22 protein-coding genes and 2 tRNA genes are annotated in these 25515 nt (G+C 40.9%); 11 read left to right on the top strand and 13 right to left on the bottom strand.

Annotation, left to right across the window (positions count from 1 at the left end; translation table 11 throughout):
• Positions 1–96: 96 nt before the first annotated feature.
• The 3 genes from ACMUMK_RS11485 (at position 97) to ACMUMK_RS11475 (ending at position 3165) form a co-directional block, all read left to right on the top strand.
• Positions 97–1074, top strand: coding sequence for a DUF1852 domain-containing protein (locus ACMUMK_RS11485; protein ID WP_414701247.1), 978 nt, complete (start codon positions 97–99; stop codon positions 1072–1074).
• 40 nt (positions 1075–1114) lie between these two features.
• Entirely contained in the window at positions 1115–2152 is a 1038-nt protein-coding gene (locus tag ACMUMK_RS11480; RefSeq protein WP_414701246.1) for a methionine synthase, read from the top strand.
• A 128-nt stretch (positions 2153–2280) separates the two neighbouring features.
• A complete protein-coding gene (locus tag ACMUMK_RS11475) occupies positions 2281–3165 on the top strand; it encodes a LysR family transcriptional regulator (RefSeq protein ID WP_414701245.1) in 885 nt (294 codons plus the stop codon).
• 89 nt (positions 3166–3254) lie between these two features.
• Here the strand turns inward: ACMUMK_RS11475 and ACMUMK_RS11470 are convergent, their stop codons facing one another.
• Positions 3255–4655, bottom strand: coding sequence for a M20/M25/M40 family metallo-hydrolase (locus ACMUMK_RS11470; protein WP_414701244.1), 1401 nt, complete (start codon positions 4653–4655; stop codon positions 3255–3257).
• Positions 4656–4771: 116 nt separating this feature from the next.
• Positions 4772–5665 (bottom strand): AraC family transcriptional regulator, encoded by an 894-nt coding sequence (locus tag ACMUMK_RS11465; protein ID WP_414701243.1) that lies wholly within the window; start codon positions 5663–5665, stop codon positions 4772–4774.
• A 232-nt stretch (positions 5666–5897) separates the two neighbouring features.
• On the opposite strand from ACMUMK_RS11465, the gene ACMUMK_RS11460 reads away from it, so the two are divergent.
• The 3 genes from ACMUMK_RS11460 to ACMUMK_RS11450 all read left to right on the top strand — a co-directional run bounded on the left by ACMUMK_RS11460 (position 5898) and on the right by ACMUMK_RS11450 (position 8372).
• A complete protein-coding gene (locus tag ACMUMK_RS11460; RefSeq protein WP_414701242.1) occupies positions 5898–6860 on the top strand; it encodes an SDR family oxidoreductase in 963 nt (320 codons plus the stop codon).
• A 127-nt stretch (positions 6861–6987) separates the two neighbouring features.
• Positions 6988–7605: a fibrobacter succinogenes major paralogous domain-containing protein gene (locus ACMUMK_RS11455; protein WP_414701415.1), complete on the top strand. Its 618-nt coding sequence runs from the start codon at positions 6988–6990 to the stop codon at positions 7603–7605.
• Positions 7606–7622: 17 nt separating this feature from the next.
• Positions 7623–8372, top strand: a complete 750-nt coding sequence (locus ACMUMK_RS11450; RefSeq protein WP_414701241.1) for an alpha/beta fold hydrolase — start codon at positions 7623–7625, stop codon at positions 8370–8372.
• 71 nt (positions 8373–8443) lie between these two features.
• Here the strand turns inward: ACMUMK_RS11450 and nth are convergent, their stop codons facing one another.
• From nth to ACMUMK_RS11405, 9 genes are all read right to left on the bottom strand, one after another.
• Positions 8444–9076, bottom strand: a complete 633-nt coding sequence (gene nth / locus ACMUMK_RS11445; protein ID WP_414701240.1) for an endonuclease III — start codon at positions 9074–9076, stop codon at positions 8444–8446.
• A gap of 29 nt (positions 9077–9105) precedes the next feature.
• Entirely contained in the window at positions 9106–9804 is a 699-nt protein-coding gene (locus ACMUMK_RS11440; protein WP_414701239.1) for an electron transport complex subunit E, read from the bottom strand.
• On the bottom strand, positions 9797–10534 hold the full coding sequence (rsxG, locus tag ACMUMK_RS11435; protein ID WP_414701238.1) for an electron transport complex subunit RsxG: 738 nt from the start codon (positions 10532–10534) through the stop codon (positions 9797–9799). Before rsxG ends, ACMUMK_RS11440 begins: the two co-directional genes overlap by 8 nt.
• Positions 10527–11621, bottom strand: a complete 1095-nt coding sequence (gene rsxD / locus ACMUMK_RS11430; protein WP_414701237.1) for an electron transport complex subunit RsxD — start codon at positions 11619–11621, stop codon at positions 10527–10529. Before rsxD ends, rsxG begins: the two co-directional genes overlap by 8 nt.
• A complete protein-coding gene (rsxC, locus tag ACMUMK_RS11425) occupies positions 11621–13870 on the bottom strand; it encodes an electron transport complex subunit RsxC (protein ID WP_414701236.1) in 2250 nt (749 codons plus the stop codon). The genes rsxD and rsxC overlap by 1 nt, the downstream gene beginning before the upstream one ends.
• A gap of 7 nt (positions 13871–13877) precedes the next feature.
• Positions 13878–14447, bottom strand: a complete 570-nt coding sequence (rsxB, locus tag ACMUMK_RS11420) for an electron transport complex subunit RsxB (protein ID WP_414701235.1) — start codon at positions 14445–14447, stop codon at positions 13878–13880.
• Positions 14447–15028, bottom strand: a complete 582-nt coding sequence (gene rsxA, locus ACMUMK_RS11415) for an electron transport complex subunit RsxA (RefSeq protein ID WP_414701234.1) — start codon at positions 15026–15028, stop codon at positions 14447–14449. Before rsxA ends, rsxB begins: the two co-directional genes overlap by 1 nt.
• Positions 15029–15196: 168 nt before the next feature.
• Positions 15197–15273: transfer RNA gene (locus ACMUMK_RS11410), tRNA-Asn, on the bottom strand.
• 23 nt (positions 15274–15296) lie between these two features.
• A tRNA-Asn gene (locus ACMUMK_RS11405) sits at positions 15297–15373 on the bottom strand.
• A 1010-nt stretch (positions 15374–16383) separates the two neighbouring features.
• On the opposite strand from ACMUMK_RS11405, the gene ACMUMK_RS11400 reads away from it, so the two are divergent.
• The 4 genes from ACMUMK_RS11400 to ACMUMK_RS11385 all read left to right on the top strand — a co-directional run bounded on the left by ACMUMK_RS11400 (position 16384) and on the right by ACMUMK_RS11385 (position 22211).
• Positions 16384–17712, top strand: coding sequence for an MATE family efflux transporter (locus tag ACMUMK_RS11400; RefSeq protein WP_414701414.1), 1329 nt, complete (start codon positions 16384–16386; stop codon positions 17710–17712).
• Positions 17709–19727: an excinuclease ABC subunit UvrB gene (gene uvrB, locus ACMUMK_RS11395; RefSeq protein WP_414701233.1), complete on the top strand. Its 2019-nt coding sequence runs from the start codon at positions 17709–17711 to the stop codon at positions 19725–19727. The genes ACMUMK_RS11400 and uvrB overlap by 4 nt, the downstream gene beginning before the upstream one ends.
• A 166-nt stretch (positions 19728–19893) precedes the next feature.
• Positions 19894–20808: a LysR family transcriptional regulator gene (locus tag ACMUMK_RS11390; protein WP_414701232.1), complete on the top strand. Its 915-nt coding sequence runs from the start codon at positions 19894–19896 to the stop codon at positions 20806–20808.
• A 191-nt stretch (positions 20809–20999) separates the two neighbouring features.
• On the top strand, positions 21000–22211 hold the full coding sequence (locus ACMUMK_RS11385) for a pyridoxal-phosphate-dependent aminotransferase family protein (RefSeq protein WP_414701231.1): 1212 nt from the start codon (positions 21000–21002) through the stop codon (positions 22209–22211).
• A 17-nt stretch (positions 22212–22228) separates the two neighbouring features.
• Here the strand turns inward: ACMUMK_RS11385 and ACMUMK_RS11380 are convergent, their stop codons facing one another.
• Together ACMUMK_RS11380 and ACMUMK_RS11375 are read right to left on the bottom strand one after the other, a co-directional pair.
• Entirely contained in the window at positions 22229–22876 is a 648-nt protein-coding gene (locus tag ACMUMK_RS11380) for a GntR family transcriptional regulator (RefSeq protein ID WP_414701230.1), read from the bottom strand.
• Between the two features lie 4 nt (positions 22877–22880).
• Entirely contained in the window at positions 22881–24053 is a 1173-nt protein-coding gene (locus ACMUMK_RS11375; protein ID WP_414701229.1) for a benzoate/H(+) symporter BenE family transporter, read from the bottom strand.
• Positions 24054–24282: 229 nt separating this feature from the next.
• Here ACMUMK_RS11375 and ACMUMK_RS11370 point away from each other — a divergent pair, with 229 nt between their 5' ends.
• Positions 24283–25449: a YHYH protein gene (locus tag ACMUMK_RS11370; RefSeq protein WP_414701228.1), complete on the top strand. Its 1167-nt coding sequence runs from the start codon at positions 24283–24285 to the stop codon at positions 25447–25449.
• The last annotated feature ends 66 nt before the right edge of the window (positions 25450–25515 follow it).

Here is a 25515-nt window from a genome sequence, read left to right as displayed (position 1 = left end):
AACTCTACTCAATATTGCGCTAGCACTTCTGGGGTGGCTCAAAAAAATAGTAGCGAAAAGTCTCAGGTTTAATACAAAATTGGACACCTAAGTATCATGAAAGAAAATTTTACATTTAAGATCAACAAAACCTGTCTAGATGAGCATTATCATCCAGCAACTAATACCCGTATTACAACCAACTTTGCTAATTTAGCCAGAGGTGAGCGCCGCCAGCAAAATCTTCGCAATGCATTAAAAATGATAGATAACAGCTTTAATGCGTTGGCATATTGGGATAACCCTAAGGCTAGTCGTTACTCCATTGAGCTCGATATCATATCGGTTGATATAGAAATTGAAGGTAGTGAGCTTAGCTTTCCCTCAATTGAAGTCTTAAAAACGAATATTGTTGACCATAAAACACAGGACAAAATAGAAGGGGTTGTCGGCAATAACTTCTCGTCTTATGTCCGTGATTATGACTTTAGTGTGCTGCTGTCTGAACATAATAAAGATAGAGCCAGCTTTAGTATTCCTAAAAACTTTGGAGAACTTCACGGCAAACTATTTAAGCGGTTTATAAATTCAGCGACTTACAAGCAGCACTTTAAAAAAACTCCAGTTATATGTTTGAGTGTTTCAGACACTAAAACTTATCATCGTAATGGTAATCAGCATCCTGTTTTAGGCTTTGAATACACGGCCAATGAGTCTTCATTAACAGAACTATACTTCAAGAAAATGGGCCTTCAGGTACGTTATTTTATGCCTCCTAAGAGTGTCGCGCCTTTGGCATTCTATTTTTTAGGTGATTTGCTAAATGACTACAGTAACCTAGAGCTGATAAGCACTATTAGCACCATGGAAACCTTCCAAAAGATATATCGACCAGAGATCTATAACGCTAATGCTGTAGCTGGCGCTTGCTATCAACCAAACTTAAAAAACTCCGATCATTCAATTACACAGGTTGTTTACGATCGTGAAGAGCGAAGCAGAATGGCGGCACAACAGGGAAAGTTTGCAGAAGAGCATTTTATTAAACCCTATCAAACCGTATTAGAGCAGTGGTCCGCAAGCTGCGCGATTTAATTGACATTAGCTAACAAAAAATGGTGCAACAAAATTTAATATGAATACATTACTCCCCACGTCAACGGCAGGCAGTTTGCCTAAACCTTCATGGCTAGCTCAACCCGAAGCGCTATGGTCACCTTGGAAATTGCAAGGTGAAGAATTAACTGATGGCAAAAAAGATGCCTTAAAGGTGGCACTTCATGAACAGCGTCATGCTGGAATCGACATAGTAAGTGACGGTGAACAAACTCGGCAACACTTTGTGACTACCTTTATTGAGCACTTAAGTGGTGTCGATTTTGAAAACAAAAAAGTAGTTAAAATTAGAGACCGTTACGATGCCAATGTGCCAACTGTTATAGGTCCAGTTAGCAGGCAAAAGCCAGTGTTTGTTGATGACGCTAAGTTTTTGCGCAAGCAAACTAAACAAGCTATCAAATGGGCATTGCCAGGGCCAATGACTATGATAGACACGCTTTATGATGACCATTATAAAAGCCGCGAAAAGTTAGCCTGGGAGTTTGCAAAAATACTCAACCAAGAGGCAAGGGAGCTTGAAGCCGCAGGTGTTGATATTATTCAATTTGATGAGCCTGCATTTAACGTATTCTTTGATGATGTAAATGAGTGGGGAATAGCCTGTTTAGAAAGGGCAATAGAAGGTCTAAAGTGTGAAACCGCAGTACATATTTGCTACGGCTACGGCATCAAAGCAAATACTGATTGGAAAAAAACACTTGGCTCTGAGTGGCGTCAGTATGAAGAGATTTTTCCAAAACTGCAGCAATCTACAATTGATATCATTTCCTTGGAGTGCCACAACTCAAGTGTCCCCATTGAGTTACTTGAGTTAATACGCGGTAAAAAAGTCATGGTGGGCGCCATAGATGTGGCTACTAACACAATTGAAACACCAGAAGACGTTGCCAGGACCTTACGTAAAGCTCTGGAGTTTGTCGATGCTGATAAACTGTATCCTTGCACTAACTGTGGCATGGCGCCCTTATCCCGTGAGGTTGCGACAGGGAAGTTACAAGCGTTAAGCGCAGGCGCACAGATAGTAAGAAATGAACTTTCTGGTAAGTCCTTGTAATTGTGATTCTTAAGGCAGTGATCACCTAAGCTTGTTGCTCCAATGCTTTTATTTTATGAGTTATAGTAATGTAATTTTGATATTGTATGAATTAATCTCATGGTTAATTTGAACTAGGAGCATAGGCCATGCTGGATAGGATCCATTTAGAAATATTGAGCGCTATTAAAGAGCAGGGAACAGTGACAAAAGCTGCTGATTCCTTGCATTTAACACAATCGGCCTTGAGCCACAGTATTAAAAAGTTAGAAGCTCAGCTAGGCACTAAGATATGGGAAAAAGAAGGACGAAGTTTACGTCTTACTGGGGCAGGTCAACGGGTTTTAACCCTTGCCAACAGAGTGCTCCCCCAGTTTTCACATACAGAATTGCTACTCAATCAAATTGCAAAAGGCCAAATGGGATCGTTACGGATTGGCATGGAGTGCCACCCTTGTTACCAATGGTTACTAAGGGTCATTCAACCTTATCTAGAGCGTTGGCCTGATATTGATATAGACGTTAAACAGGAGTTTCAGTTTGGCGCCTTAGGCGCACTACTCAATTATGAAATTGATGTTTTGATCACTCCTGATCCACTGTTTAAGGCCAAAGTCGAATATATACCTGTATTTGATTTTGAACATAGGTTAGTGGTGTCAGAGTCTCACAAGTTAGTGAATGAAGATTATGTGTTACCCCAGCAGCTTAGTGATGAAGTGCTCCTTAGTTATCCTGTAGAGCCACTTAGATTAGATATATTTAGTCAATTTCTAAACCCAGCAAAGTGTACTGTAAAGAAGCATAAAAATATTGAAACGACCGAAATCATGCTGCAGATGGTAGCTGCCGGACGCGGTGTTTGTGCCTTACCTGGTTGGCTGGTGGACGAGTACTCAAAGTCTATGCCCATTAAAAGCATTCGTTTTGGAGAAAAGGGGATAAACAAACAAATTTTTGTGGGGATCCGCAAAGACGAGCAAAATATTGATTACTTAAGTGACTTTATTAATCAAGCTAAAAATACCAAATGATTAATGTTGTAGCACAGAAAGTTAAACTAGAAATGGTACAGCAGCAAAGCAGACATCCGTAAGGCTACGGATGTCTAAATTAATTTTACTTAAGGCTTTAACTTAACGTCTGAGTCGGCAAGTAAGTAAATGGTAGCTGCATAGGCAGCTATGTTTTGTGCCAATTCATCCGGGTCTATTTTGTCTAGCGTGTCATCAGGGGTATGGTGTAAATCAAAATAGTCCTGACCGTTTTGCTTTAAACGAATAGTTGGTACACCTTTAGCGGCCATTGGGATGATATCTGGTCCACCACCGGCTGCATCAGAGCGGCCTCTTACTATCCCTATGGGTGATAAAATTTTGCCTATTTCATCAATTAGTGGGGTAGCGTCTGCGTTCACGTTAGATTCTAATTGCCAAATTGTTTGGGCACCAAAATCTGATTCAGTTGCCACTACATGATTACTTAAGTTGGCTTCATGCTTTTTAGCGTAAGCAAATGCCCCAAGAAGTCCTACTTCTTCGGCACCAAACATGACTACTCTTATAGTACGTTTAGGACGCTTTGGTAATTTTGCGATAAGCGCTGCTGCAGCAGTGGTTATAGCTACACCTGCACCATCATCTACTGCTCCTGTACCTAAATCCCAACTGTCTAAATGGCCGCCAATCAGCACGATTTCTTCAGGTTTTTCGCTGCCCACTAAGTCTAGAATAACATTGCCACTGCTGACTTCACCTTTCCAATCAGACCCAGAATGAAGAGATATGCTAAGAGGTTTATCTAAGTTATGTAAACGGCGTAAATGGTCTGCATCAGGATTAGAAATAGCGATAACGGGTATACTTGCCCATTTGTCGCCATCTTTGCTCATCATTCCTGTGTGGGGAAATCTGTGGGAGTCAGAGCCCACTGAACGCACCACTAGCGCTTCAGCTCCGCCTCGCTCTGCGTGTTGCCATCCTACTCTACGGCGTTGATTAGCCTGTCCATAGCCTGCACCTACTTGACTTTTGACCATGATATCGCCGTCAATAAAAGCAATTTTACCTTTCAGAGCGCCTTCTTTTACTTCAGCTAAAGCGTGTATATCTCTAAAATAAACCACGTCAGCATTGATATTTTGTTTTGATGGTGCCGCTCCACCTAAAGCCGTTCCGTATAACTCTTGGTTGTAGGGGGCTGTAAGTGATATATGTAAATGCCCTCTATCCCAAAAGGGCATAGTGAATGGTTCAATACTCGTTTTATCAAAACCTAAGCGCTCACCTAGTTTGACACCCCAATCACGGGCACGCTGCTCTGCTTCAGAGCCCCCAAGGCGAGGACCAATCTCGGTGGTTAAAGACGTGACAATGTCCATACCTAGATCACTTTTCAGTACGGTTTGTATTAGCTGCTGAGCAGTTTGCTTTTGTTCATCACTTACTATGGCTTCTGCTGCCAGTGATTGAGCACAAAAAACACTCAAAAGTGTACCAAAGGCTAGACGTTTACTAAGGTGCATGGTTTCTCCATTAATTAAGCTATTCAAACTAGATTATTACTTTGATGAACGCTTGTGGTCAAATGCTATCGGTCAGTGTTATTGCTTTAGCTTTTATAATTTCAATCGAATGTTAGCTACAGCCTAGTTTCGTCGCGGCCTTTGGTTAATCCCCATTGCTTTGGCGTCAGGCCATACATTCTTTTGAACTCTCTATTAAATTGAGAGGTGCTTACATAGCCCACTTCGGTCGCGGCGACATAAACATTGGTACCTTCGACAATTTTCATCGCAGCATGGTTTAGTCGCATAGACTTCACAAACTGTATAGGAGACATATTGGTTGCTTGCTTGAATTTTCGATGAAATACGGCGCGGCTCATACCTATTTGATTTGCCAGTTTATCTATAGTTATTGGCTCATGTATATTGGATGACAGGATTTCGATGGAACGCGCAATTTCGTTGCCAATTCCAAATGACTTCCTGACAGAGTCTCCCGAGTCACCCTTTAGTATTGCGTAGTAAAGCTCTCTTAGGCGAGTATTGCCAAGAATTGCCATATCAGTTGGACTTTCTATTAGTGAAATCAATCTATATAGGGCATCAGTAAAAGCCTCATCCCATTTTGCAGTGGTTATTCCTTGAGGATGAGTATTGCCCTTAGTCTTGTGGCTTGTTCCTATAGTCCTTTCCATCTCAATGGCCAGCTCGGTCATAATTCTAGTATCTAAACAAATATATACCCCCATGAGCGGATTATCGGGAGAGGTTGTAGGTGTACCTGTTTCTATGGGCATAGACAAAGTGCAACATATGTATTTGTCACTATCATAAAAGTGCTTGTTACCATCTAAAATAGCTTCTTTGGAGCCGCTGACTATGGCAGTTACTGATGGTTCGTATACCGCTGGTGCACAGCGAACTGACTCAGTAATATTGAAAAATTTAACACCACTGATCCCCGTTTCTACCAGGCCTTTGTTGCCGGCCTTAGTATTAATTAACTGCCTGATTGCTTCTTTACTCATGATGAAGTGACTTACGTTAAATACATGGATTGTAAGCTAAACAAGTAATAGTCAAAATGCAATTTCTCAATACAATTAGGCATTTTTTAGCGATTATTTGGCCTGTTTATGCGCCAGTTAAGTCACTATAGTGCACTTCATGATAATTTGAAACTAGCCAGTGCTTGTTATCTTTAAGCGTGTTTTTAAAGGTAAAGATGTCACTGGTTAGTAAAATACTGGAAGCTAAATTATGACAACTAAAAATCAATTTGGTCCTGCTGGCTGGACACCTAGCAACCTTGACTCACTTGATGGCAAAACATTTTTGATTACCGGCGCGAACACAGGAGCGGGATTTCAGGCCTCACGGATATTATTGTCCAAGGGGGCTAATCTGGTCATGTTAAATCGCAATAAGAGAAAGTCAGAGGAGGCGGTCAGCCAGCTAAAAAGCGAGTTTGGAGATGCTGCAAAAGTCAGTTTTATTTTAATGGACTTAGCAGATCTTGCTTCGGTACGACAAGCTGCAGCAGAAATACTAGATAAAGTACCTAAGATAGATGCCCTTATTTGTAACGGTGCTATCGCGCAGATTGCTAGTTTGCAGCTTACTGTGGATGGATTTGAAAGTCAGTTAGGGGTAAACCACTACGGTCATTTTTTATTGTGTGGGTTGCTTTTTGAGCGACTTGACGCTTCTCACGGCAGAATTGTCGTTGTCTCTAGTGAAGGCCATAAAATGGGATTGAGAAGCATGCAATTCGACGATATGAATTGGCAAAAAAACTACCACCCAAATAAGGTTTATAGTCAGAGTAAACTTGCTCAAATGATGTTTGCCTATGAGCTACAAGACAGAATTAAAGCCTCTGCTAAGGATGTGAAGGTCTATGTCTGTCACCCCGGCGCATCTAATACGTCACTGATTCGGGAAAGTGCAAGCTTTATGACCAGAGTCTCTTGGTCATTTATGGTTAAGATTGGGCTCGCTCAAACAGCAGAGAAAGGTGCCTATCCAGAAGTAATGTGCGCCACCGAGGAAAACTTAAAGGAGCGCGCTTACTATGGTCCCACTGGATTAATGAATTTTAGGGGCCCTGTGGGTCAAGGAAAGCTTGAACCTTTTGTATTAGATAAAGAGGTATTAACTAAGTTATGGGCTCTATCTGAAAAAGAAACATCTATTACTTGGCCATTTTACCCAAATGAGTAATACGCCTCTAGTTTGGGTAACATTAGCAAAATCACGCATGTTTTTTATGGGAGTGTGTATATTCATGACATCAAACATATCATCGGCCGCTGAGGGAAGAGGACAAATAGAAGATGCACATCAGATTATGGAAACTCAGATGGGCACAGTTGAAGACAATGAAGGCAATACCTATCAAACAGTGACAATAGGTGCGCAAACTTGGCTTGCTGAAAACTTAAGAGCCACTAAATTTCAAGACGGTTCGGCGGTTAATACAGGCTTTATTCCAAAAGATGATGACGCTAACCTGTTAACCTTTGGGCGGCTATACGACTGGCATGATGTGATAGATGAGCGAAATATTTGCCCCAAGGGCTGGCGAGTAGCCACAGACAATGATTGGAAACTTCTTGAACGTGCCATTGGTATTTCTGAACTTGAAGTCAACAAAGAGGGGTGGAGAGGTAAAAATGATATTGCGATTACACTGAAAGCTGCACAGCCAGACACCATATTTAAGAAGTTTAATCAGGCAGACGTTAATAAATTCCATTTCTTTGCTACCCCTGCCGGTGTAAAACTTGGAAATTGGTACATTACTCAAGACATGTATACAGAGTTTTGGACCGGTAGCAGTGCGACCGAAAAAGATGCCTATGCCAGAACGCTTGCATATTCTTGGTGGAATTCACACAAAGGACAGATTCGCCGAGCTAAGTTACAGAAAAGTAATATGTTCTCCGTTAGATGTGTAAAAATCTAATCCTAGCGAAGCAGTTGATGACAGTGAAAAAAACGATTGTTAATAGTTTAATTTTAGCCATGCTTACATTAACCATGGGCTGTAGCCACTTGAACGCTGAGCCAGTTGAGTATCAAGCCAGTGATGAACTTGTTGTGCTGGCTCACGGTTTAGGAAGAAGTGACTGGGCTATGTGGCGTTTGGCACAGCGATTTGAAAACGCTAACTATAAAGTATGTCGATTAGATTACTCCACTTTAGGCGTTAGTGTGGCTGAGGTCTTAGCTGAAACTAGCAAACAGATAGATAGGTGTATCGTAAACGCCCCTAAAGTGCACTTTGTTGGTCATTCCCTTGGTGGCCTGGTGATCAGAGCTTATTTACAAAATAACCAAGTAAAGTTGGATCAAGATCGAACGGGTCAAGTGGTACTCATGGGAACACCCAATAAAGGCAGTGAGTTAGCGGATTATTACAACGACTCTTGGTTAATGAAAGTGGCTGGGGGCATAAGCCGTGCACTAGTGACAGGCACTAAAAGTTTGGGTAACAACTTAGACGAGTTAGATGTAAATTTAGGCGTTATTGCCGGTACTAAGCCTTTGTTGCTCACCAGTAAAAAATTTACAGGGCCAAATGATGGTTTAGTATCGGTTGAGTCTACTAAACTGAACTTTATGAGTGATTTTATAGCCATTGATGTGGGCCATTCACAAATGCGCTATAACCTTGAAGTCGCTGAACAAACCATTCACTTCTTAAGAAAAGGCGAGTTTAAGCATGAATGATTAGAGTGGATAACAGGTTAGCTATTTTTAATTTTTGGCCCTTTAGGTTACCTTGCTGTTACTAACCAGTATTATTCTGTTTTATCCTTAAACTCACACAAGTCTTCAATAATACAGCTGCCGCATCTAGGTTTGCGGGCAATGCAAGTGTAGCGCCCGTGTAGTATTAACCAGTGATGAACATCTACTTTAAACTCTTTAGGCACGACTTTTAGCAGTTTTTGTTCGACTAAATCCACGTTTTTGCCCATAGCAAATTTAGTGCGGTTTGATACACGATAAATATGGGTGTCCACCGCTATAGTTGGCCAGCCAAATGCTGTATTGAGTACAACGTTTGCTGTTTTGCGTCCCACGCCGGGTAGGGCTTCTAAGGCTTCGCGGTTTTCGGGCACTTCACCGCCATGTAAATCCACCAACATTTGGCAGGTTTTCATAGTGTTAACGGCTTTGGTGTTAAATAAGCCAATGGTTTTGATATATGATTTAAGGCCATCTAAGCCTAAATCTAATATGGCTTGCGGTGTATTAGCTACCGGGTAGAGCTTGTCTGTCGCCTTATTGACTCCCACATCTGTAGCCTGGGCCGATAAAAGTACTGCTATAAGTAACTCAAAAGGTGTGCTGAAATTCAACTCCGTTGTGGGATGGGGATTGGCATCTCGCAAGCGAGTTAATATTTCTAGGCGTTTTTCTTTATTCATGGTTTGGTCTTTATTGAAAAGCTATTGTTTTAGCTTTCTGTTGTCACTCTCGCTCGCTCTACAACTTTGGCTTCGGTTTTCGCTGCAAATAATTTTTCCATATGGCTATCGAGAACATTTTTTAATGCAATCAACAGACCCATACCTAAAAACGCACCCGGCGGTAATATGGCTAGTAAGAAAGGCGTATCGGTTTCAAAAACTGTAATTTTTAAGCTAGCCGCCCAATCACCTAAAAGGAGGTTTGCGCCACCAAATAAGGTGCCATAACCCAGTAATTCTCTGAAGCCTCCTAATATAATCAATACTAAGGTAAAGCCTAATCCCATCATCAAACCATCGAAAGCTGATTTTCCTATCGTATTTTTAGAGGCATAGGCTTCTGCTCGGCCAATTATGGCGCAGTTTGTTACAATAAGAGGGATGAAAATGCCCAAAGCTTGGTACAGCTTAAATGTATATGCGTTCATAAGCAGCTGAACTATGGTGACAAACGCCGCAATGATCATCACAAAAATAGGGATGCGAATTTCATTAGGCACCCAGTTACGTATGATAGAAACGCATATGTTTGAACCTATCAAAACTAAGGTTGTAGCAAGTCCTAATCCCAACCCATTTATAAGCGTCGCAGTAACCGCTAAAAGCGGACACAAACCCAGTAATTGCACTAGTGCTGGGTTGTTTTTCCACAGCCCTTGCCAACTTAACTCTTTAAGTTCATTCATTTTTAGAGCCTTTCTGAATATTGCTTGAGGTTAGAGCGCAGTCATTAACTACATTTGATATCTCTGCTTGATTAGCAACGTAATATTCAACACTTTTTTGCACTGCATTTACTACAGCTCTAGGAGAAATCGTCGCCCCGGTAAATTGATCAAATTGGCCACCGTCTTTTTTAACTGCCCAATTGGGTTGTAAGGTTTTTGAATAGCTTTTTTGGTTAAATGATAAAATCCAATCACTTACCCTCAACTCAATCTTATCCCCTAAACCAGGAGTTTCTTTGTGCTTAATAATACGCACCCCAGTGACTATTGCTTCTCCTTGAACATCAGTAGTTTTAACGCCTACTAAAAGTTCTATCTTGCCACTGTAGCCATCGGGCGCTGTTGTTTCTATGGCTACCGAAGTTGGCTTACCATCTAATGAGGCTCGATAAATATGTTTTGGTAACCCATCTCCAAGATAAGTGGCAGAGCTGACTATTGCACAATTAAGCTGAACTTCATTATCGTAATCGTTTGCATCAATTACTGCATTTAACCTTGCCAATAAGGTTGCTTGTTCTTGTGCATCAATTTGTTTTTTAGTGCCAAAATAAGTAATGGAAATGAGCGCGGTTGTTAGTAACGCAAATATGGCTAATATTAGGCCGTTTTTCCCCATTGAGTTTTTAATCGTGATAGGGGCTTCTTGGTCTTGATTTTCAGACTCATTAATTTCAGGCTTATTCATTGTTTTCACCTAATTTTCGAGCTTTAGTATTACTGTGACCATAGGTGCGGGGGCGTGTGTAATAATCTATTAAAGGCACCGCCATATTCATCACTAAAACTGCAAATGCAACAGCATCAGGGTATCCCCCCCAAGTGCGAATAACGTATATCCAAAATCCGATAGCCGCTCCAAAAATCAATCTACCTTTATTGGTTGTACATGCAGATACAGGGTCTGTCGCTATAAAAAAGGCTCCTACTATGACACTACCATTTAACAAGTGAAATATAGCTGATGGGTAATGATCAGCATCTACCAAAGACATAACAACAGCGCATACTAGCGTGGCGCCTAACATGCTAAAAGGTATATGCCAGTTGATAACTTTTTGTTTTATAAGGTATAAACCACCTATAAGGTATCCAACACTAATCCAACTAGAAGCCACACCTAAACCTGGAACTAAACTATTGAAAACTTTGACTTCAATACTTTCAGAGTAGGTTAGCCCCTGAGCTACTGCAGTTTTCACTGTATCTAAAGGCGTTGCCATAGTTATGCCATCAAAATCCGTTTTTAATTGCGCTAGGCTAAAGCCATCAACACTAAAACCAGTAAAAATCACATATAACGCATCAGTAAAGCTATGACTATATTGAGCTAGTCCCGTAGGAGGAAGCCATTGGGTCATTTGTAGAGGAAAAGATATAAGTAACATTACATAGGCAGCCATTGCTGGGTTAAATACGTTAAACCCTAAGCCGCCGTACAACTGCTTAACTATTGCTATGGCAAAAAAGCTGCCAATGATAACAAGCCACCATGGTGCAAAAGGTGGAATACTAATAGCGAGCAATATACCCGTTAAAATGGCGCTATAGTCCTTTATTGCATGTTCAAAGTCACGTTTACGGATTTCTAAAATAGCCGCTTCGGTTACCACAACAGTTATGGTTGCCAAGATAATCTGTATCAGTGTTCCCCAGCCAAAAAACCAAGTTTGTAAAAGTACGCCTGGTATTAAGGCGTAGATAACCAATCGCATGACTTGCCCGGTATTTCTTGGGGCATGCTGGTGCGGAGAGCTGGCGAGTTTGAAATTCATTATTTATCGTCTTCTGTCATTTTGTTAGCATCTTGCGCTGCTTTTTTAGCTTTTGCTTTTGCCACCGCGGCTGCTATTCGTTGCTTTTTTTCATCTAATGTTTGCTGGGTATTATTGCTGTCATCGGTGGCGTCTGCTTTAGCTGTACTGGTCTTAGTATCGTCGTCACTCGACTCAGCTTGTTGCTTAGACGCTTGAGCTAGCTTCTTAGCTTTTGCTTTAGCAACGGCTGCTGCTACCCTTTGTTTTTTTAATGCTAAGGCATTTGCTTCAGCATTGTCAGGGAGGTCACTTTCTGACGTTTTAGTTTTAGAGCTACCTTTTTCAGAATTTTCAGTTGTCTCAGGTGCGTCGTCTTTTTCTTGTTGTTGAGCGAGCTTTTTCGCTTTTGCTTTAGCAATAGCCGCAGCAACCTTAGCTTTTTTATCTTCAGAAGCTTTGCTTGAAGCGTCTGATGTACTAGCTAGTTCTTGGGGTTGCTCCTGATTTTCGTTGATAACTGTGTTTGACTCGTCAGGAGCAGGAGCAGAGTCTTTGGGGGAAGGCTCGGCCTGTTGTAGTTTTTGTTGCGCCGCTTCTTTTTTAGCTTTTGCTCTTGCAATTGCGGCTTGTACCCTTTCGTTTGAACTGGCTTTAGGCGTGCTGGTATTTTCAGTAGCCGTTTCTTTAACCGCTTCTGAGCTTGGGGTTGATGCGGCTTCTTTTTTAGCTTTTGCCCTTGCTAATGCTGCTGCAATCTTATCTTTTGCGGTATTGCCTTTGCTATCCATTGCTTGTTTTCGTGCTTCTGCAGCAAGGCGGTGCTTTTCATCTCGAGCTTTTTGTTCGGCAATAAGTCTGGCGGCGCGTTTTTCGAAGCGCTCTCTGGCCTTGTCAGCTTTTAGCTTTTCTTCTTGCTCAGTCTTTATTTCTGATTTCGCTACACGATAATAATGAACTAGGGGAATGTCGCTAGGACAAACATAGGCACAAGCCCCGCACTCAATACAATCGAATAAATTATATTCTTGAGCTTTATCCAGTTCTTTGCCTTTAGCATGCCAAAATAGTTGTTGCGGTAACAAATTTGCAGGGCACACATCAGCGCAGGCACCACATCTTATACAGGCTTGTTCTTTTCGTGTTTGGCTTTCTTTGGCATCAGGCAACAGAATACAGTTAGTGGTTTTAACAACAGGTACATTTTCATCTGTGATGCTAAAGCCCATCATTGGGCCACCCATTATAGCTTGGGGTTGTTTTTGAGCTTTACTATTGTAATTTGCTTCGTTAAATAAGTGGGACACAGGTGTGCCAATTGGCGCCCAAAAATTCCCCGGTGATGCAACGGCTCCTCCGGTGACTGTCACCACCCTTTGAATGAGAGGTTTTCCTGAAAACACTGCGTCAGAGACGGCAAAACAGGTTCCCACATTGTGCATCATTACCCCAATATCAATTGGTAGTCCATTTGCTGGAACTTCTCTATTGGTTAACACTTGAATAAGTTGCTTTTCTCCGCCTGCTGGGTACTTAGTAGGAATACTCACAACCTTATAGTCAGAGCTTTCTTTACAGGCTACTTCCATGGCTTCCATTGCCTCTGGCTTATTTTCCTCTATAGCAATGAGCACACATTTAGGCTGAAGTAGATGACATAAGACATCTATGCCTTGTCTTATCTGCCAAGCATGCTCACGCATTAACCTATCATCAGAGGTGATGTAAGGTTCGCACTCAACCCCATTGATGATTAAAAACTCTACCTGTTTGGTTGTGCCAATTTTAATGTGGGTTGGAAATCCAGCACCGCCCATGCCGCTAATTCCTGCGCTACATATTGCACTGATCACATCCATTTTTGATTGGTTTTGATAGTCTAACAGGGGAGTGAGTGGGAACCATTTATCTTGTTGGTCTGTTTCTATTTTTATGGTGAGCTCTGGTAATCCAGATGGGTGGGCAGAAACATGATTGTCTATTGATATTATTTTACCCGAGCTTGGGGCATGCACAGGCACAGAAAACGGATTGCTACTTTTAGTAAGAGGCTCACCCTTTAGAACATTTTGCCCTTCACTAACAATGAGTTGTCCCTCAACACCAATATGCTGTTTGATGGGAACATACAAATACTTAGGCAAGCTAAGTTGTGCAATAGGATTTTGATTTGAAAGTGTTTTTTTCTCAGCAGGGAATACGCCACCATGGAAATCCCATAGTTCGTTTTTATCAAGTTTTTTTACAATGTCTTCGAAGTTATTGTCCATACTGTGCTTAATTCACTTGCTTAATTGGAATACTTTTCTCTATATCCCAGCGCCAAGATGCAGTTGTTTCTGGAACAGGAACCATATCTATACAGTCGACAGGGCAGGGCTCAACACATAAATCACAACCAGTACATGCGTCGGTTATGACAGTGTGCATTTGTTTTGCCGCTCCTAAAATAGCGTCTACAGGGCAAGCCTGAATACACTTTGTGCACCCTATGCATTCCGCTTCTCTTATAAAGGCGACTTTTTTAACGTCTTCAGTTCCATGGGCTTCATCAAGTGAAGTCGCTTCGACTCCCATTAGATCAGCAAGTTTCTTAATGGTTGCCTCACCACCTGGTGGACATTTGTTAATGTCGTCACCATTGGCAATAGCTTCGGCGTAGGGTTTACACCCAGGGTAACCACATTGCCCACACTGGGTTTGCGGTAAGATCTCGTCGATTTGTTCAACTAAAGGATCGCCTTTAACCTTAAAGCGTACTGCCGCATAACCGAGCACTAGACCAAAGATAAGGGCCAGTGCGCCTATGGCAAGTAAGGCGCTAATTATGCTTAAGCTCAATGACATTAAAATTTCACCAAACCAGTAAAGCCCATAAATGCTAAAGACATCAAGCCTGCTGTCACCATACCTATAGATGCACCTTTAAAAGGCTTAGGGACATCGGCAATGGCCAGTCTTTCACGCATGGCTGAGAATAAAATAAGTACCAAAGAAAAACCAACGGCTGCTCCAAATCCATAAATGATAGATTCTACAAAGTTATGGTTGTGGTTGATATTTAACAAGGCCACACCTAGCACGGCACAGTTGGTAGTAATTAAAGGTAAAAATATTCCCAATAGGCGATATAAAGTTGGACTTGTTTTGTGTACGACCATTTCAGTGAATTGGACTACAACAGCAATGACTAAAATGAAGCTGAGTGTTCGTAAATACTCTAAACCTAAGGGCAATAGAATATAGTGTTCAACGAGATAACTGGATAAAGAGGCGAGGGTAAGTACAAAAGTGGTAGCCATTGACATACCAACAGCGGTTTCTAACTTTCCAGACACGCCCATAAATGGGCATAAGCCAAGAAACTGCACTAAAACAAAGTTATTGACTAAAACTGTGCCGATTAAAAGTAGTAAAAATTCACTCATCTTAAATGGTATGTGCCTGAGATTATTGTAGGGAGCTTATTATCTTTATTTCAGAGACTATTAACAACTTGATATTCAAATGTTTGCAGGGAAATGCGTAATACTGAGACTAAAATCTTAAGTTTATTAGAATAAATAGATTTGTGATTAGATTTTAGGAGCTTAAATTGGCTCCCCCTCCCCGACTCGAACGGGGGACCTGCGGATTAACAGTCCGTCGCTCTAACCAGCTGAGCTAAGGGGGAATTCAATTTAACGCTTACGATATTGGCTCCCCCTCCCCGACTCGAACGGGGGACCTGCGGATTAACAGTCCGTCGCTCTAACCAACTGAGCTAAGGGGGAACATTTATCGTACATTGTAAAACAGCTAATAATTAAAGTAGGCTGCTTTTCAACGGTGGCGAATCTTAAAGAGCATCATCCTTTCTGTCAACACTCGTTAGCAAGTATTTTAAGGTTTTTGCTGAATTAATTTTTTTAGGCAAAATCTTTGTTTTATTTTTGTGCAGATTGTTCAAATAGTAAGTGTTTTTAATTAAAGACTGTTTTTCTATCTTGTTATAGCTTTTTGTTATTAATAACTTGTTGAGTGCTGTTGTTATGTACAGTGTTTAACGAAACTGTAACCTTTGAAGGCCTTACAAAAGGTTAGTGGTTACCAACGTAAAGTTTGCAATGATCTATCTTCACCCAGCGCCATATAAAGCGAGAAGGCAGTTATCCACTTAACCTGTGGATAAGGTTGTGAATTAAATTGTAACTATTAGGCTGTAGTCCTGATAATAGTTGTCAATAGGGCAACTCAAAAAAAAGTTATATATTTTAAAACCCAAATAAAAACAATGGTTTATATTTTTATTGAAATAGTTGTTTTGTTTTAAATAAATTTATTTTTTTTATTTACAATTTCTTGTGTGTTGTTTTTAAAGAAAAAAATAAATCTTGCAGATCATTCGCTTTTTTAAAATCAAAAATACTAGTGTATTTTTACGGTGCTTTGTAATATACCGTTTTAAAATAAACAGATTAATCTTTAAGCGTCAAAAATTAGACTAAAGTATGTCTTTTATTAACGACACTTTTATCCTTGATGTTTTTAACAAATTGGTAACACTAATTTGGGTGAAATTGAGCCATAATCCAGCAAAAATCACGTATTATCCTGTGTGAATTTTTAAATTACTGGGTCTTGTAGTTATATTTGAAATTTAACTAATCTTTTTATTGTCACATACGTAACCCAACCTTTAGTTTTATTTTCCATATAAGACTTAACCTAAAAACAGTGAGTATCATTAGTCTTGAAAAAACAAGCAGTACAGCCTCCCGATTTGTTAAATCATGATATTGCGATGACGATCCGAAAAATGACTGCCCCCATGATAATCGGCATGATAGTCATGATGACATTTGGGCTAGTGGATACGTTTTTTATTGGTATGTTAGGCACTCAAGAGTTAGCAGCCATAAGTTTTACGTTTCCTGTTACTTTTACTGTTATTAGTCTGAATATCGGATTAGGCATTGGAACATCAGCTGTTATTGCAAAACAGTTAGGCGCTAATAAACAATCCCAAGCAAAAGAAACAGCGACTGGAGCATTAATGTTGACAATGCTCATGGCAATCCTTTTAGCAGTATTGGGAGTATGCACAGTTGATTTGGTGTTTAGTTTAATGGGAGCCAATCAAACCCTTTTGGTTTACATCAGGGAATATATGGTGGTTTGGTACGGTGCAGGGATATTTTTATCTATGCCTATGGTGGGCAATAGTGTGTTACGGGCATCGGGTGATACTAAAACTCCTAGTTTTGTGATGGCAAGCAGTGGATTAGTAAATGTTATCTTAGATCCTGTTTTGATTTTTGGGTTTGGCCCTATTCCAGCTATGGGGATCCAAGGTGCTGCGCTTGCGACATTGATAGCTTGGGGATTAGGACTCATTTATATACTGTATATTTTAGCGGTGCAGCGGCAATTAATAGAGCCAAGGTTGCTTAATTGGCAGGAGCTTAAACGCAGCTCTGGAGATATTCTTAGAATAGGCCTACCTGCTGCAGGGGCCAATATGTTAACCCCCATCTCAACGGGTGTAGTAACTGCCATTATTGCTGGATATGGTCCCTCAGCCGTTGCTGCTTGGGGAGTAGGGGGAAGATTAGAATCAATAGCCTCTATAGTTGTATTGTCCTTGTCTATGTCCTTACCTCCTTTTATAAGTCAAAACCTAGGGGCAAATAAGTTACAAAGGGCCAGTGAAGCGTTTTCAGTTTGTGTTAAGTTTGTATTACTGTGGCAAGCCTTGATTTTTGTCATTATTGCCCTTTTGTCCCACCCAATTGCCAATGTGTTCACAGATGAGCCCGATGTGGCTTCCATCATAGTGTTATTTTTGGTGATTGTACCTCTGGGGTATGGCTTTCAAGGGGTAACTATTTTGGCTAATTCGTCGTTTAATGCTATGCATATGCCTATGTCAGCCTTGATTCTTAATGTCATTCGATTGTTTGTATTTATTGTGCCGTTTTCATACATAGGTAGTGTTTATTTCGATTTGAAGGGATTATTTTGGGGAGCTGTACTGGCAAACCTAGTTGTGGGGTGCATAGCGTTTTTGTGGTTTAAAAAAGTACTGAAAACACAAATGGCCATTGAAGAGATAAAGAAAGAGTTAATATGAGCAGAGCATTTGAAATTTCGTCTGAATACAAACCAGCAGGTGATCAGCCCACAGCAATTAAATCATTGGTGGAAGGCTTAGAAGATGGTCTTGCTCGGCAAATTTTATTGGGAGTAACCGGATCAGGTAAAACCTTTACTATGGCCAATGTGATAGCTCAGGTGCAACGGCCCACATTAATTCTGGCTCATAACAAAACCTTAGCGGCGCAGCTATACGGTGAAATGAAAGAGTTTTTCCCCAATAACGCTGTTGAGTATTTTGTTTCCTATTATGATTATTATCAGCCTGAAGCTTATGTGCCTTCTAGTGACACCTTTATTGAAAAAGACGCTTCAATTAACGAACACATTGAACAAATGCGTTTGTCTGCCACTAAATCATTAATGGAAAGGCGCGACGTTATTATTGTCTCAAGTGTGTCGGCTATTTATGGTCTGGGTGATCCCGAGTCTTACATGAAAATGTTAGTGCACTTTCGTCAGGGTGACATTATGAATCAAAGGGATATATTGAGGCGCTTAGCTGAAATTCAGTATACCCGTAATGATGTTGCTTTTGAGAGAGGCACGTTTCGTGTCCGTGGTGATGTAATAGATGTTTTTCCTGCCGACTCTGAGCGACATGGTATTCGTGTGGAGTTGTTTGATGAAGAAATTGAAAGGATCAGTATATTTGACCCCTTGACAGGAGCGGTCGAAAAAACAGTCGCTCGTGCCACTGTGTTTCCTAAAACCCATTACGTTACCCCAAGGGAAAAGATTTTAGATGCTATAGAGCATATTAAAGTCGAGTTAAAAGAACGGCAACAGCAGCTTAAATCGGCTAACAAGCTAATAGAAGAGCAAAGGATATCTCAGCGCTGCCAGTTTGATATAGAAATGATGCAAGAGTTGGGTTATTGCTCTGGCATTGAGAATTACTCACGATATTTATCTGGGCGTAATCCCGGGGATCCACCTCCTACTTTAATTGATTATTTTCCCGCTGATGGATTAATGTTTATTGATGAGTCCCATGTAACGGTTTCTCAAATTGGTGCTATGTATAAAGGGGATCGCTCTCGTAAAGAAACACTGGTGGAATATGGGTTTCGTTTACCCTCAGCATTAGATAATCGACCTTTAAAATTTGAAGAGTTTGAGCAGATAACCCCACAAACCATATATGTTTCAGCAACCCCAGGGAAATTTGAGTTAGCAGCAGCCCCTGACGACATTGTAGAGCAAGTCGTGCGTCCTACAGGCTTAATTGATCCTGAAATTGAAATACGCCCAGTGGCCACCCAAGTAGACGACTTATTATCTGAAATTAATATATGCGTGTCGAAAAACGAACGGGTATTAGTTACAACTTTGACTAAGCGTATGGCTGAAGACCTGAGTGATTACCTAGATGAGCACGGAGTTAAAGTAAGATACCTGCACTCTGATATTGATACAGTGGAGCGAATAGAAATTATCCGAGATTTGCGTATAGGTAAGTTTGATGTACTAGTAGGAATTAACTTACTTCGAGAAGGTTTAGATATGCCAGAGGTATCATTGGTCGCCATACTTGATGCTGATAAAGAAGGCTTCTTAAGGTCTGATAAATCCCTGATTCAAACAATGGGCCGAGCCGCTAGGCATATTAATGGCCGTGCGATTTTATATGGAGATAGAATTACAGGCTCAATGCAAAGGGCGATTGACGTCACCGAGGCAAGACGAGAAAAGCAAATAGCTCACAATGTGGCAAATGGTATTACGCCCAAACAGTTAAATAAACCTATTACCGATATTATGGATTTAGGTGATGGCAATGCAGAGTCTTCAGATAATAAAGTGAAATTAAGACTGGTTGCTGAGTCCAGTAAGAAGTACCAAGGCTTAAGTACCCCACAAATTTTACAGAAAATAAGTGACCTTGAAAAAGTTATGTTTAAGGCGGCTAAAGACTTAGAATTTGAAAAAGCCGCGAGTTTACGAGATGAAATCGAAGGGTATCGTGCTCAGATAGTAAAAAATGCATAAGACTAAAAAATCTCTAATCACTAGGTATTTCGCGGGGCGAGTAAGAATTTAGGCATCTGAAAAGTAAGCTGATTACATAATAAGCTAAAATTTCCATTGTAATCCGCGCAGGCCTTTTTTAAGATGGGTATTAGTATCAATAAACATACCTATATATGGTGGCAAGATGTTAAACCGTCTTCAAGAATCAGACATTAAATTATTACGAGTTTTTTATGCTGTAGCCTCATGCAATGGGTTTACTGCAGCTGAGCCTGTGCTTCGCATGCAGCGCCCTAACATAAGTGCTGCAATTAAGAAGTTAGAAGAGCGTTTAGATTTAGTTTTATGTCACCGTGGACGCGGTGGCTTTCAAATGACAAAAGAAGGTGAAGTGGTTTTCCAAGAAACCAAGCGTATCTTTAACTCCTTCGATAACTTTGTTTTTAATCTAAAAAGTCTGCATGATGATTATTCAGGGCATATTACATTGGTAATGATGGCCGGCTTACCTTTGTCGTATCACTTGGCTGTCAGTAAGTCTGTTAAAAGTACCATGAAGAAGTTTAACGATATCCACGTTAATATTCAGACTCGTTTATATAACGAAGTCGAGCATGTTGCTTTGTCTGGTGAATGCCACTTGGTGTTATCAACCTACGATATGGTGAAACCTGAGTCTGTAACCTTTCACCCTGTTGATGTTGCCTGTAAAGGTCGATTATATTGTGCTCCTGCACACCCCTTAGCCAAATACAAAGACGGCTTACCAGCTAGTATTAATATTAGTAATTATCCTGCTATTGGTATTTCAGGCTTGTCATCTGCGAATTATATCTCTGATGAAGTGCGCATGGGTATCCAAACTTTCTCAGACTCCTATGATGCTTGCTTGTCTGCTGTCATGACAGGGGAGTACGTTGGGCTATTACCTGACTATATGTTAACTAATCAAGCAGCAGGTCTAGGGTTAGTACCAGTTGGTGGCAGCATGTTTGAGTTTAGCCATGATTTATTTGTGATGAATGGTAAAAATACTCGTTTAAATCCCGTGCTTAGGCATTTGATTAAAGAAATTACCTACTTTATTCAGCAAGTTTAAACCCTCTGAAAGCCTCTTGGGCATTGAATTAATTTAATGCCCTATATTTGCTCTTTTACTCGCTCCACTTACCGTTAGTTATTTTACTTATCGAATATAAATAACTGATGTGAATCAAGTCTATTTTTACCACAATTTCAGCGACAACTTCAGTATACTGACGTGCTTACCTAAAACACTAAGGATACATTGTGCGTATTAAGTCGCCTGACAATATTTTGTCGTTAGATAATATTTTACCTGAAGAGCCACTGTTAATGATGGGGGCGGGACCTGTGCCTATTCCTGCTCGAGTAGCAGCCGCCAACGGTATTGTTATCAATCATTTAGGCGATACTATGGCGCAAATCATCGAGCAAGTTAAATTGATGTCTCGCTATGTGTTTCAAACAGAAACTGGCCATATTTTGGGGGTAGCAGGCCCAGGCTCTGCGGCAATGGAAATGGCAATCGCCAATTTAGTTGTGCCCGGTAGTAAGGTTCTAAGTGTTTGTAATGGATTTTTTAGTGGTCGCTTGGCAGAGATGGCTGAGCGTGTTGAAGCTGACGTCACTCGCTTAGTTGTTGAAGAAGGGCAAAGTGCAGACCCTGAAGTGGTAGCACAATATATAAGTCAGTATCAGCCGCAAGTTTTAACCATAGTCCAAGGGGAAACCTCGAGTACTGTTTGCAATTCCCAATTAGCGGCGATAGCGGCAGTGGCAAAGGCACATAATTGTTTAGTCATAGTTGATGCAGTTTGCACCTTAAGCACAATGGAGTTTGATATGGATGCTTGGGGAATTGATGCTGTTATAACTGGCGGGCAAAAAGGTTTGTCCTGTATACCTGGCGTGTCATTAATTGGATTTTCAAATAAAGCTTGGGAGCATATCCAGTCTCGAACCGATCAATTAAGGCACTGGTGTTTAGACGCTAAGCTTGCGGATCAGTTTTGGTATAAAAAATCCTATCACTATACGGCACCTGTATCAGGAATTTTGGCAATCCATGAGGCGTTACGCCTTGTATGCACTGAGACACTCAAGAGTCGATTTGATCGGCACCAACGAAGCTCTTTAGCCCTGCAAGTGGGTATTGAGGCTATGGGGTTAGATTTATATGTAAAGCCTGCAGCTAGGCTTAATTCTGTTATTGGTATTACTATGCCAAGCACTGTGGATGCTAAACAGTTATTGCGTACTATGTCTAATCGTTACAAGGTTGAAATCTCCGGCTCCTTTGGTGCCAATATAGTGCGTATCGGGCAGATGGGAGAGCAGTGCCGAGCCCATAACCTATTTCGGACATTACACGCCTTTGGCACTAGTTTTAATACACTTGGCTATAAACTCGATGTACCTGCTGGTATGGCGGCCCTAGAAAGCTCACTCGATAAAAGTGGCTTTGTGGATCATATTTGATTGCAAAGTAGTCATATTTAAAGGGAAGGTTGGGCTTCTAGGTAAGATACTAATACTTCACCAGCCTTACTGATATGTTGCTTTAATAACGCTTTAGCGTGTTCTACTTGCTTTCCTCTTATGGCGTTAAGTAATTGATAATGCTCTTGGTGGCTATTGTCTTGATAGTCTAATTCACTGGTTTGAAACCCAATATACCTAGAGCAAAGCTGATGCAGGTTTTTGACATTGTTAAATAAAGTAGGACGTTCGGCAGCTTGATACAGGCAGGCGTGGAATTGCCAATTTAAGTCGCCAAGACTCTCTAGGTCTAAGCTGGGGTGTTCTAATTGCTCTAAAATATCTGTGGCCTGCCCAAGTATTTGGTGGCTAATTCGCTGCACAGCATGGCCTAATAAGAGCGGTTCAAGATACATACGCATTTGATATAAGTCTTCTGCTTCAGTGGCATTTAAGGGATTAACCATAACGCCCCGTTTGCCTGTTTGTTTTAGCCATCCTTCATTCTTTAGGCGTTGTAGTACATCTCGTATGGGAATGCGACTGACGCCATATTGTTTAGACAGTTGTTCCTGCTTTAATGAGCACTTTGTAGGTAGTTTACTGTCTCGAATATCTTGCTTCATTTGCAAGTACAGGCTTTCTGCAGGCTGTTTAGAAGTCATTTGCTTACTCTTTTTTACTTAGTAAAAGGGTACTTAAGCCAATTGTTATTCCCCAAAATGCTGATGCTACATTAAAAAAAGAGACACCAGAGGCTGTTACTAAAAATGTTATGAGTGCAGCATCTCGGTAGTTTGCCTCTCTAAAAGAAGCATACAAGCTGGCACTAATTGTACTTAATAAAGCAAGTCCAGCCAGTGCAGAAATCATAGCAGTGGGAAAAGCTGCAAATAAGCTAACAACTGTCGCCCCAAAAAGGCCAAAAATTATATTAAAGATACCTGCAAATACTCCTGCAATGTAACGTTTACTAGCATCAGGGTGGGCTTCTTCACTGGCACAAATTGCCGCAGTTATAGCTGCTAAATTTAAGGAAAATGCTCCAAAAGGCGCAAATATAACATTAAGTAATCCAGTCCAACTTAGTATTGGTGAAGTAGGCGTTTGATTGTAATTGGCAGCACGCAAAATGGCGATGCCTGGCATGTTTTGAGAGGTCATAGTGACAATAAAAAGTGGCAGCCCAACACCTATTAGTAAGCTAATGTTGAAGTTAGGAGTAACCCAAACTGGGGCTGATAAGCTCCATTGCACCTGATTTAAGTCAACTAAGTCAAAAACATAGGCACTCATAAATGCACTTGCGAGTACCGCCAAAATAGCAAACCTAGGTAACCATCTTTTGACTACCAATAATGTGATGATCATTATACCCACCATAAGTGGTTCGGCTTGCAACGATAAAAAGGTGTTAAGACCAAATTGCACTAAAATACCCGCTAACATTGCAGAGGCTATAGGCATAGGGACCCGCCTAGTAAGGGCATCAAAACAGCCAGATAAGCCAGTTAATAAAGTTAACGCCCCAACAAAAACGAATATCCCTATGGCTTCTGCGATAGACGCGCCGGTCAAGCTACTGGCTAATAAGGCAGCGCCTGGAGTTGACCATGCAATAATAATTGGTCTTTTGTAATACAAGGATAGCCCTAAACAACCTAAGCCCATACTGATCCCCAAGGCCCAAATCCAAGAGTTGATCATGGCTTGGTCTGCACCTGCGGCAGTGGCGGCTGTATATACAATAGCCCAGGCACTGGCATAGCCAATTAATACCGCAACAAAGCCTGCGGTAATTGCAGATAAACTTATATCTGAAATTAATGAATGAATTTTCAATTTTGTATTCTTTTTAAAAAATGTATACAAAATATAACATGGCTAAAATGAAGCTTGAACTTAAAAATGTATCTAATTATTTTTTTCAGAGTTTGAATATGAGTGATTTACTTGGTAGCAGCATAGGCAGGAGTGCAACTAATATACGTATAAATGGTCTGCTTAGTATGGTAGAAAGGCAAGGTTGTAGTGCCTTAGCGTATGCTGTAACTAAAGGAAAATAAAACTTATGAACACAGCAAAAATCAAAACATTAATGGGGTTATCTAGTGCGGGTTTAATACTTGCAGCTCCAATGTCGGTATGGGCCCATGCTGACGGTCAAAGTATTAGTCAAGATGCGCTGGTTAGCGCAGCACAAACCGTCAGTTGTGAGCTTGAAAATGGTGACATCACCACTTGTACTAAATATGTGGTCAAGTATGTACCAGACAACTTAGTAATAGGACCATTTTGCCCAAAAACCACGAAGCAGAAAGGTGGAATATGGCATTGGGATGGTGATGAAACTGGTCTTTATCGGATTGATGAATCTTTCTTAACTATGTTGAGTGAACAAGGCTACACCTTTTTCAATGAAGATGGGCAAGTCCTGATCACCGATGTTCGAACCTCACAGCCAGCCAGTCAGAATACTTGTTTGCAGGCTTCATTTGATAAGTCTGTTGAGATGACTATTTTGCTACCCAAGGTGCCTGTAAAAAGTGAAACAGTGACTGAACTTGGGACTGTAGCCAAAGTAGGACTTGCCTTAGACGGTGTTCCTATTTTTGCTGATGCGCCTTCAGTTTTAGATACAGGGCATATGCCAGCATTAGATACCTGTGGTGGCCATATTGACCCAGGAGGTTGGTATCATTGGCATGCCACCTCTACTGATATTAACAGTATTTTTAAGAGTGATAATCTCGATGCTGAGTGTGCCATAGAGCAAAATGCCAGTGCCATGTTTGCTTATGCTTTTGATGGTTTTCCAATATACGGTAGTAAAGAGATAGATGGCAAAAAACCCTCTGATTTAGATGAATGTAATGGTCATATAGGTACAACGCCAGATAGCCCAAAACCAAGCTATCACTATCATGCATCGACAACATTTCCAAATCTTCCAACATGTCTAACTGGCGTGGTGGCTAAAAATAACTTTACGACTAATGCAGCTCAAGGCATTGGTGCTCATGGTGGCGCTGGACCTGGGCAAGGAGCGCCAGGGCATAAAGGTGGCACACCACCTGGCTTTGAAGAGGCTGCAAAAAAGCTAGGCATTACCGCCAACCAACTGTTTAAGGTGGTTGAGAAAAATGGTGGGAGAAAGTTAGATATTAGCGCAGCGGCTAAAGAGTTGGGTATAAGTGAAGCCGCATTGAAAGCTGCACTACCTAAGCCTCCCAGGTAACTATTCGTTTTTTAGCCGCTTAGAGTTTTAGTTTGCAGCTGAAAATATTTCATGAACTTAAAAATG

The sequence above is a fragment of the Paraglaciecola sp. 2405UD69-4 genome (genome assembly GCF_047525415.1).
Classification (GTDB): Bacteria; Pseudomonadota; Gammaproteobacteria; order Enterobacterales; family Alteromonadaceae; genus Paraglaciecola.
The sequence above is the reverse complement of the archived record's forward strand: the minus strand, read 5'-3'. Positions and strand labels throughout refer to the sequence as shown.

Coding starts and splice junctions, on each gene's coding strand:
- ACMUMK_RS11485 (WP_414701247.1), top strand. CDS start 97: ATGAAAGAAAATTTTACATTTAAGATCAACAAAACCTGTCTAGATGAG.
- ACMUMK_RS11480 (WP_414701246.1), top strand. CDS start 1,115: ATGAATACATTACTCCCCACGTCAACGGCAGGCAGTTTGCCTAAACCT.
- ACMUMK_RS11475 (WP_414701245.1), top strand. CDS start 2,281: ATGCTGGATAGGATCCATTTAGAAATATTGAGCGCTATTAAAGAGCAG.
- ACMUMK_RS11470 (WP_414701244.1), bottom strand. CDS start 4,655: ATGCACCTTAGTAAACGTCTAGCCTTTGGTACACTTTTGAGTGTTTTT.
- ACMUMK_RS11465 (WP_414701243.1), bottom strand. CDS start 5,665: ATGAGTAAAGAAGCAATCAGGCAGTTAATTAATACTAAGGCCGGCAAC.
- ACMUMK_RS11460 (WP_414701242.1), top strand. CDS start 5,898: ATGACAACTAAAAATCAATTTGGTCCTGCTGGCTGGACACCTAGCAAC.
- ACMUMK_RS11455 (WP_414701415.1), top strand. CDS start 6,988: ATGGAAACTCAGATGGGCACAGTTGAAGACAATGAAGGCAATACCTAT.
- ACMUMK_RS11450 (WP_414701241.1), top strand. CDS start 7,623: ATGACAGTGAAAAAAACGATTGTTAATAGTTTAATTTTAGCCATGCTT.
- nth (WP_414701240.1), bottom strand. CDS start 9,076: ATGAATAAAGAAAAACGCCTAGAAATATTAACTCGCTTGCGAGATGCC.
- ACMUMK_RS11440 (WP_414701239.1), bottom strand. CDS start 9,804: ATGAATGAACTTAAAGAGTTAAGTTGGCAAGGGCTGTGGAAAAACAAC.
- rsxG (WP_414701238.1), bottom strand. CDS start 10,534: ATGAATAAGCCTGAAATTAATGAGTCTGAAAATCAAGACCAAGAAGCC.
- rsxD (WP_414701237.1), bottom strand. CDS start 11,621: ATGAATTTCAAACTCGCCAGCTCTCCGCACCAGCATGCCCCAAGAAAT.
- rsxC (WP_414701236.1), bottom strand. CDS start 13,870: ATGGACAATAACTTCGAAGACATTGTAAAAAAACTTGATAAAAACGAA.
- rsxB (WP_414701235.1), bottom strand. CDS start 14,447: ATGTCATTGAGCTTAAGCATAATTAGCGCCTTACTTGCCATAGGCGCA.
- rsxA (WP_414701234.1), bottom strand. CDS start 15,028: ATGAGTGAATTTTTACTACTTTTAATCGGCACAGTTTTAGTCAATAAC.
- ACMUMK_RS11400 (WP_414701414.1), top strand. CDS start 16,384: ATGACGATCCGAAAAATGACTGCCCCCATGATAATCGGCATGATAGTC.
- uvrB (WP_414701233.1), top strand. CDS start 17,709: ATGAGCAGAGCATTTGAAATTTCGTCTGAATACAAACCAGCAGGTGAT.
- ACMUMK_RS11390 (WP_414701232.1), top strand. CDS start 19,894: ATGTTAAACCGTCTTCAAGAATCAGACATTAAATTATTACGAGTTTTT.
- ACMUMK_RS11380 (WP_414701230.1), bottom strand. CDS start 22,876: ATGACTTCTAAACAGCCTGCAGAAAGCCTGTACTTGCAAATGAAGCAA.
- ACMUMK_RS11370 (WP_414701228.1), top strand. CDS start 24,283: ATGAACACAGCAAAAATCAAAACATTAATGGGGTTATCTAGTGCGGGT.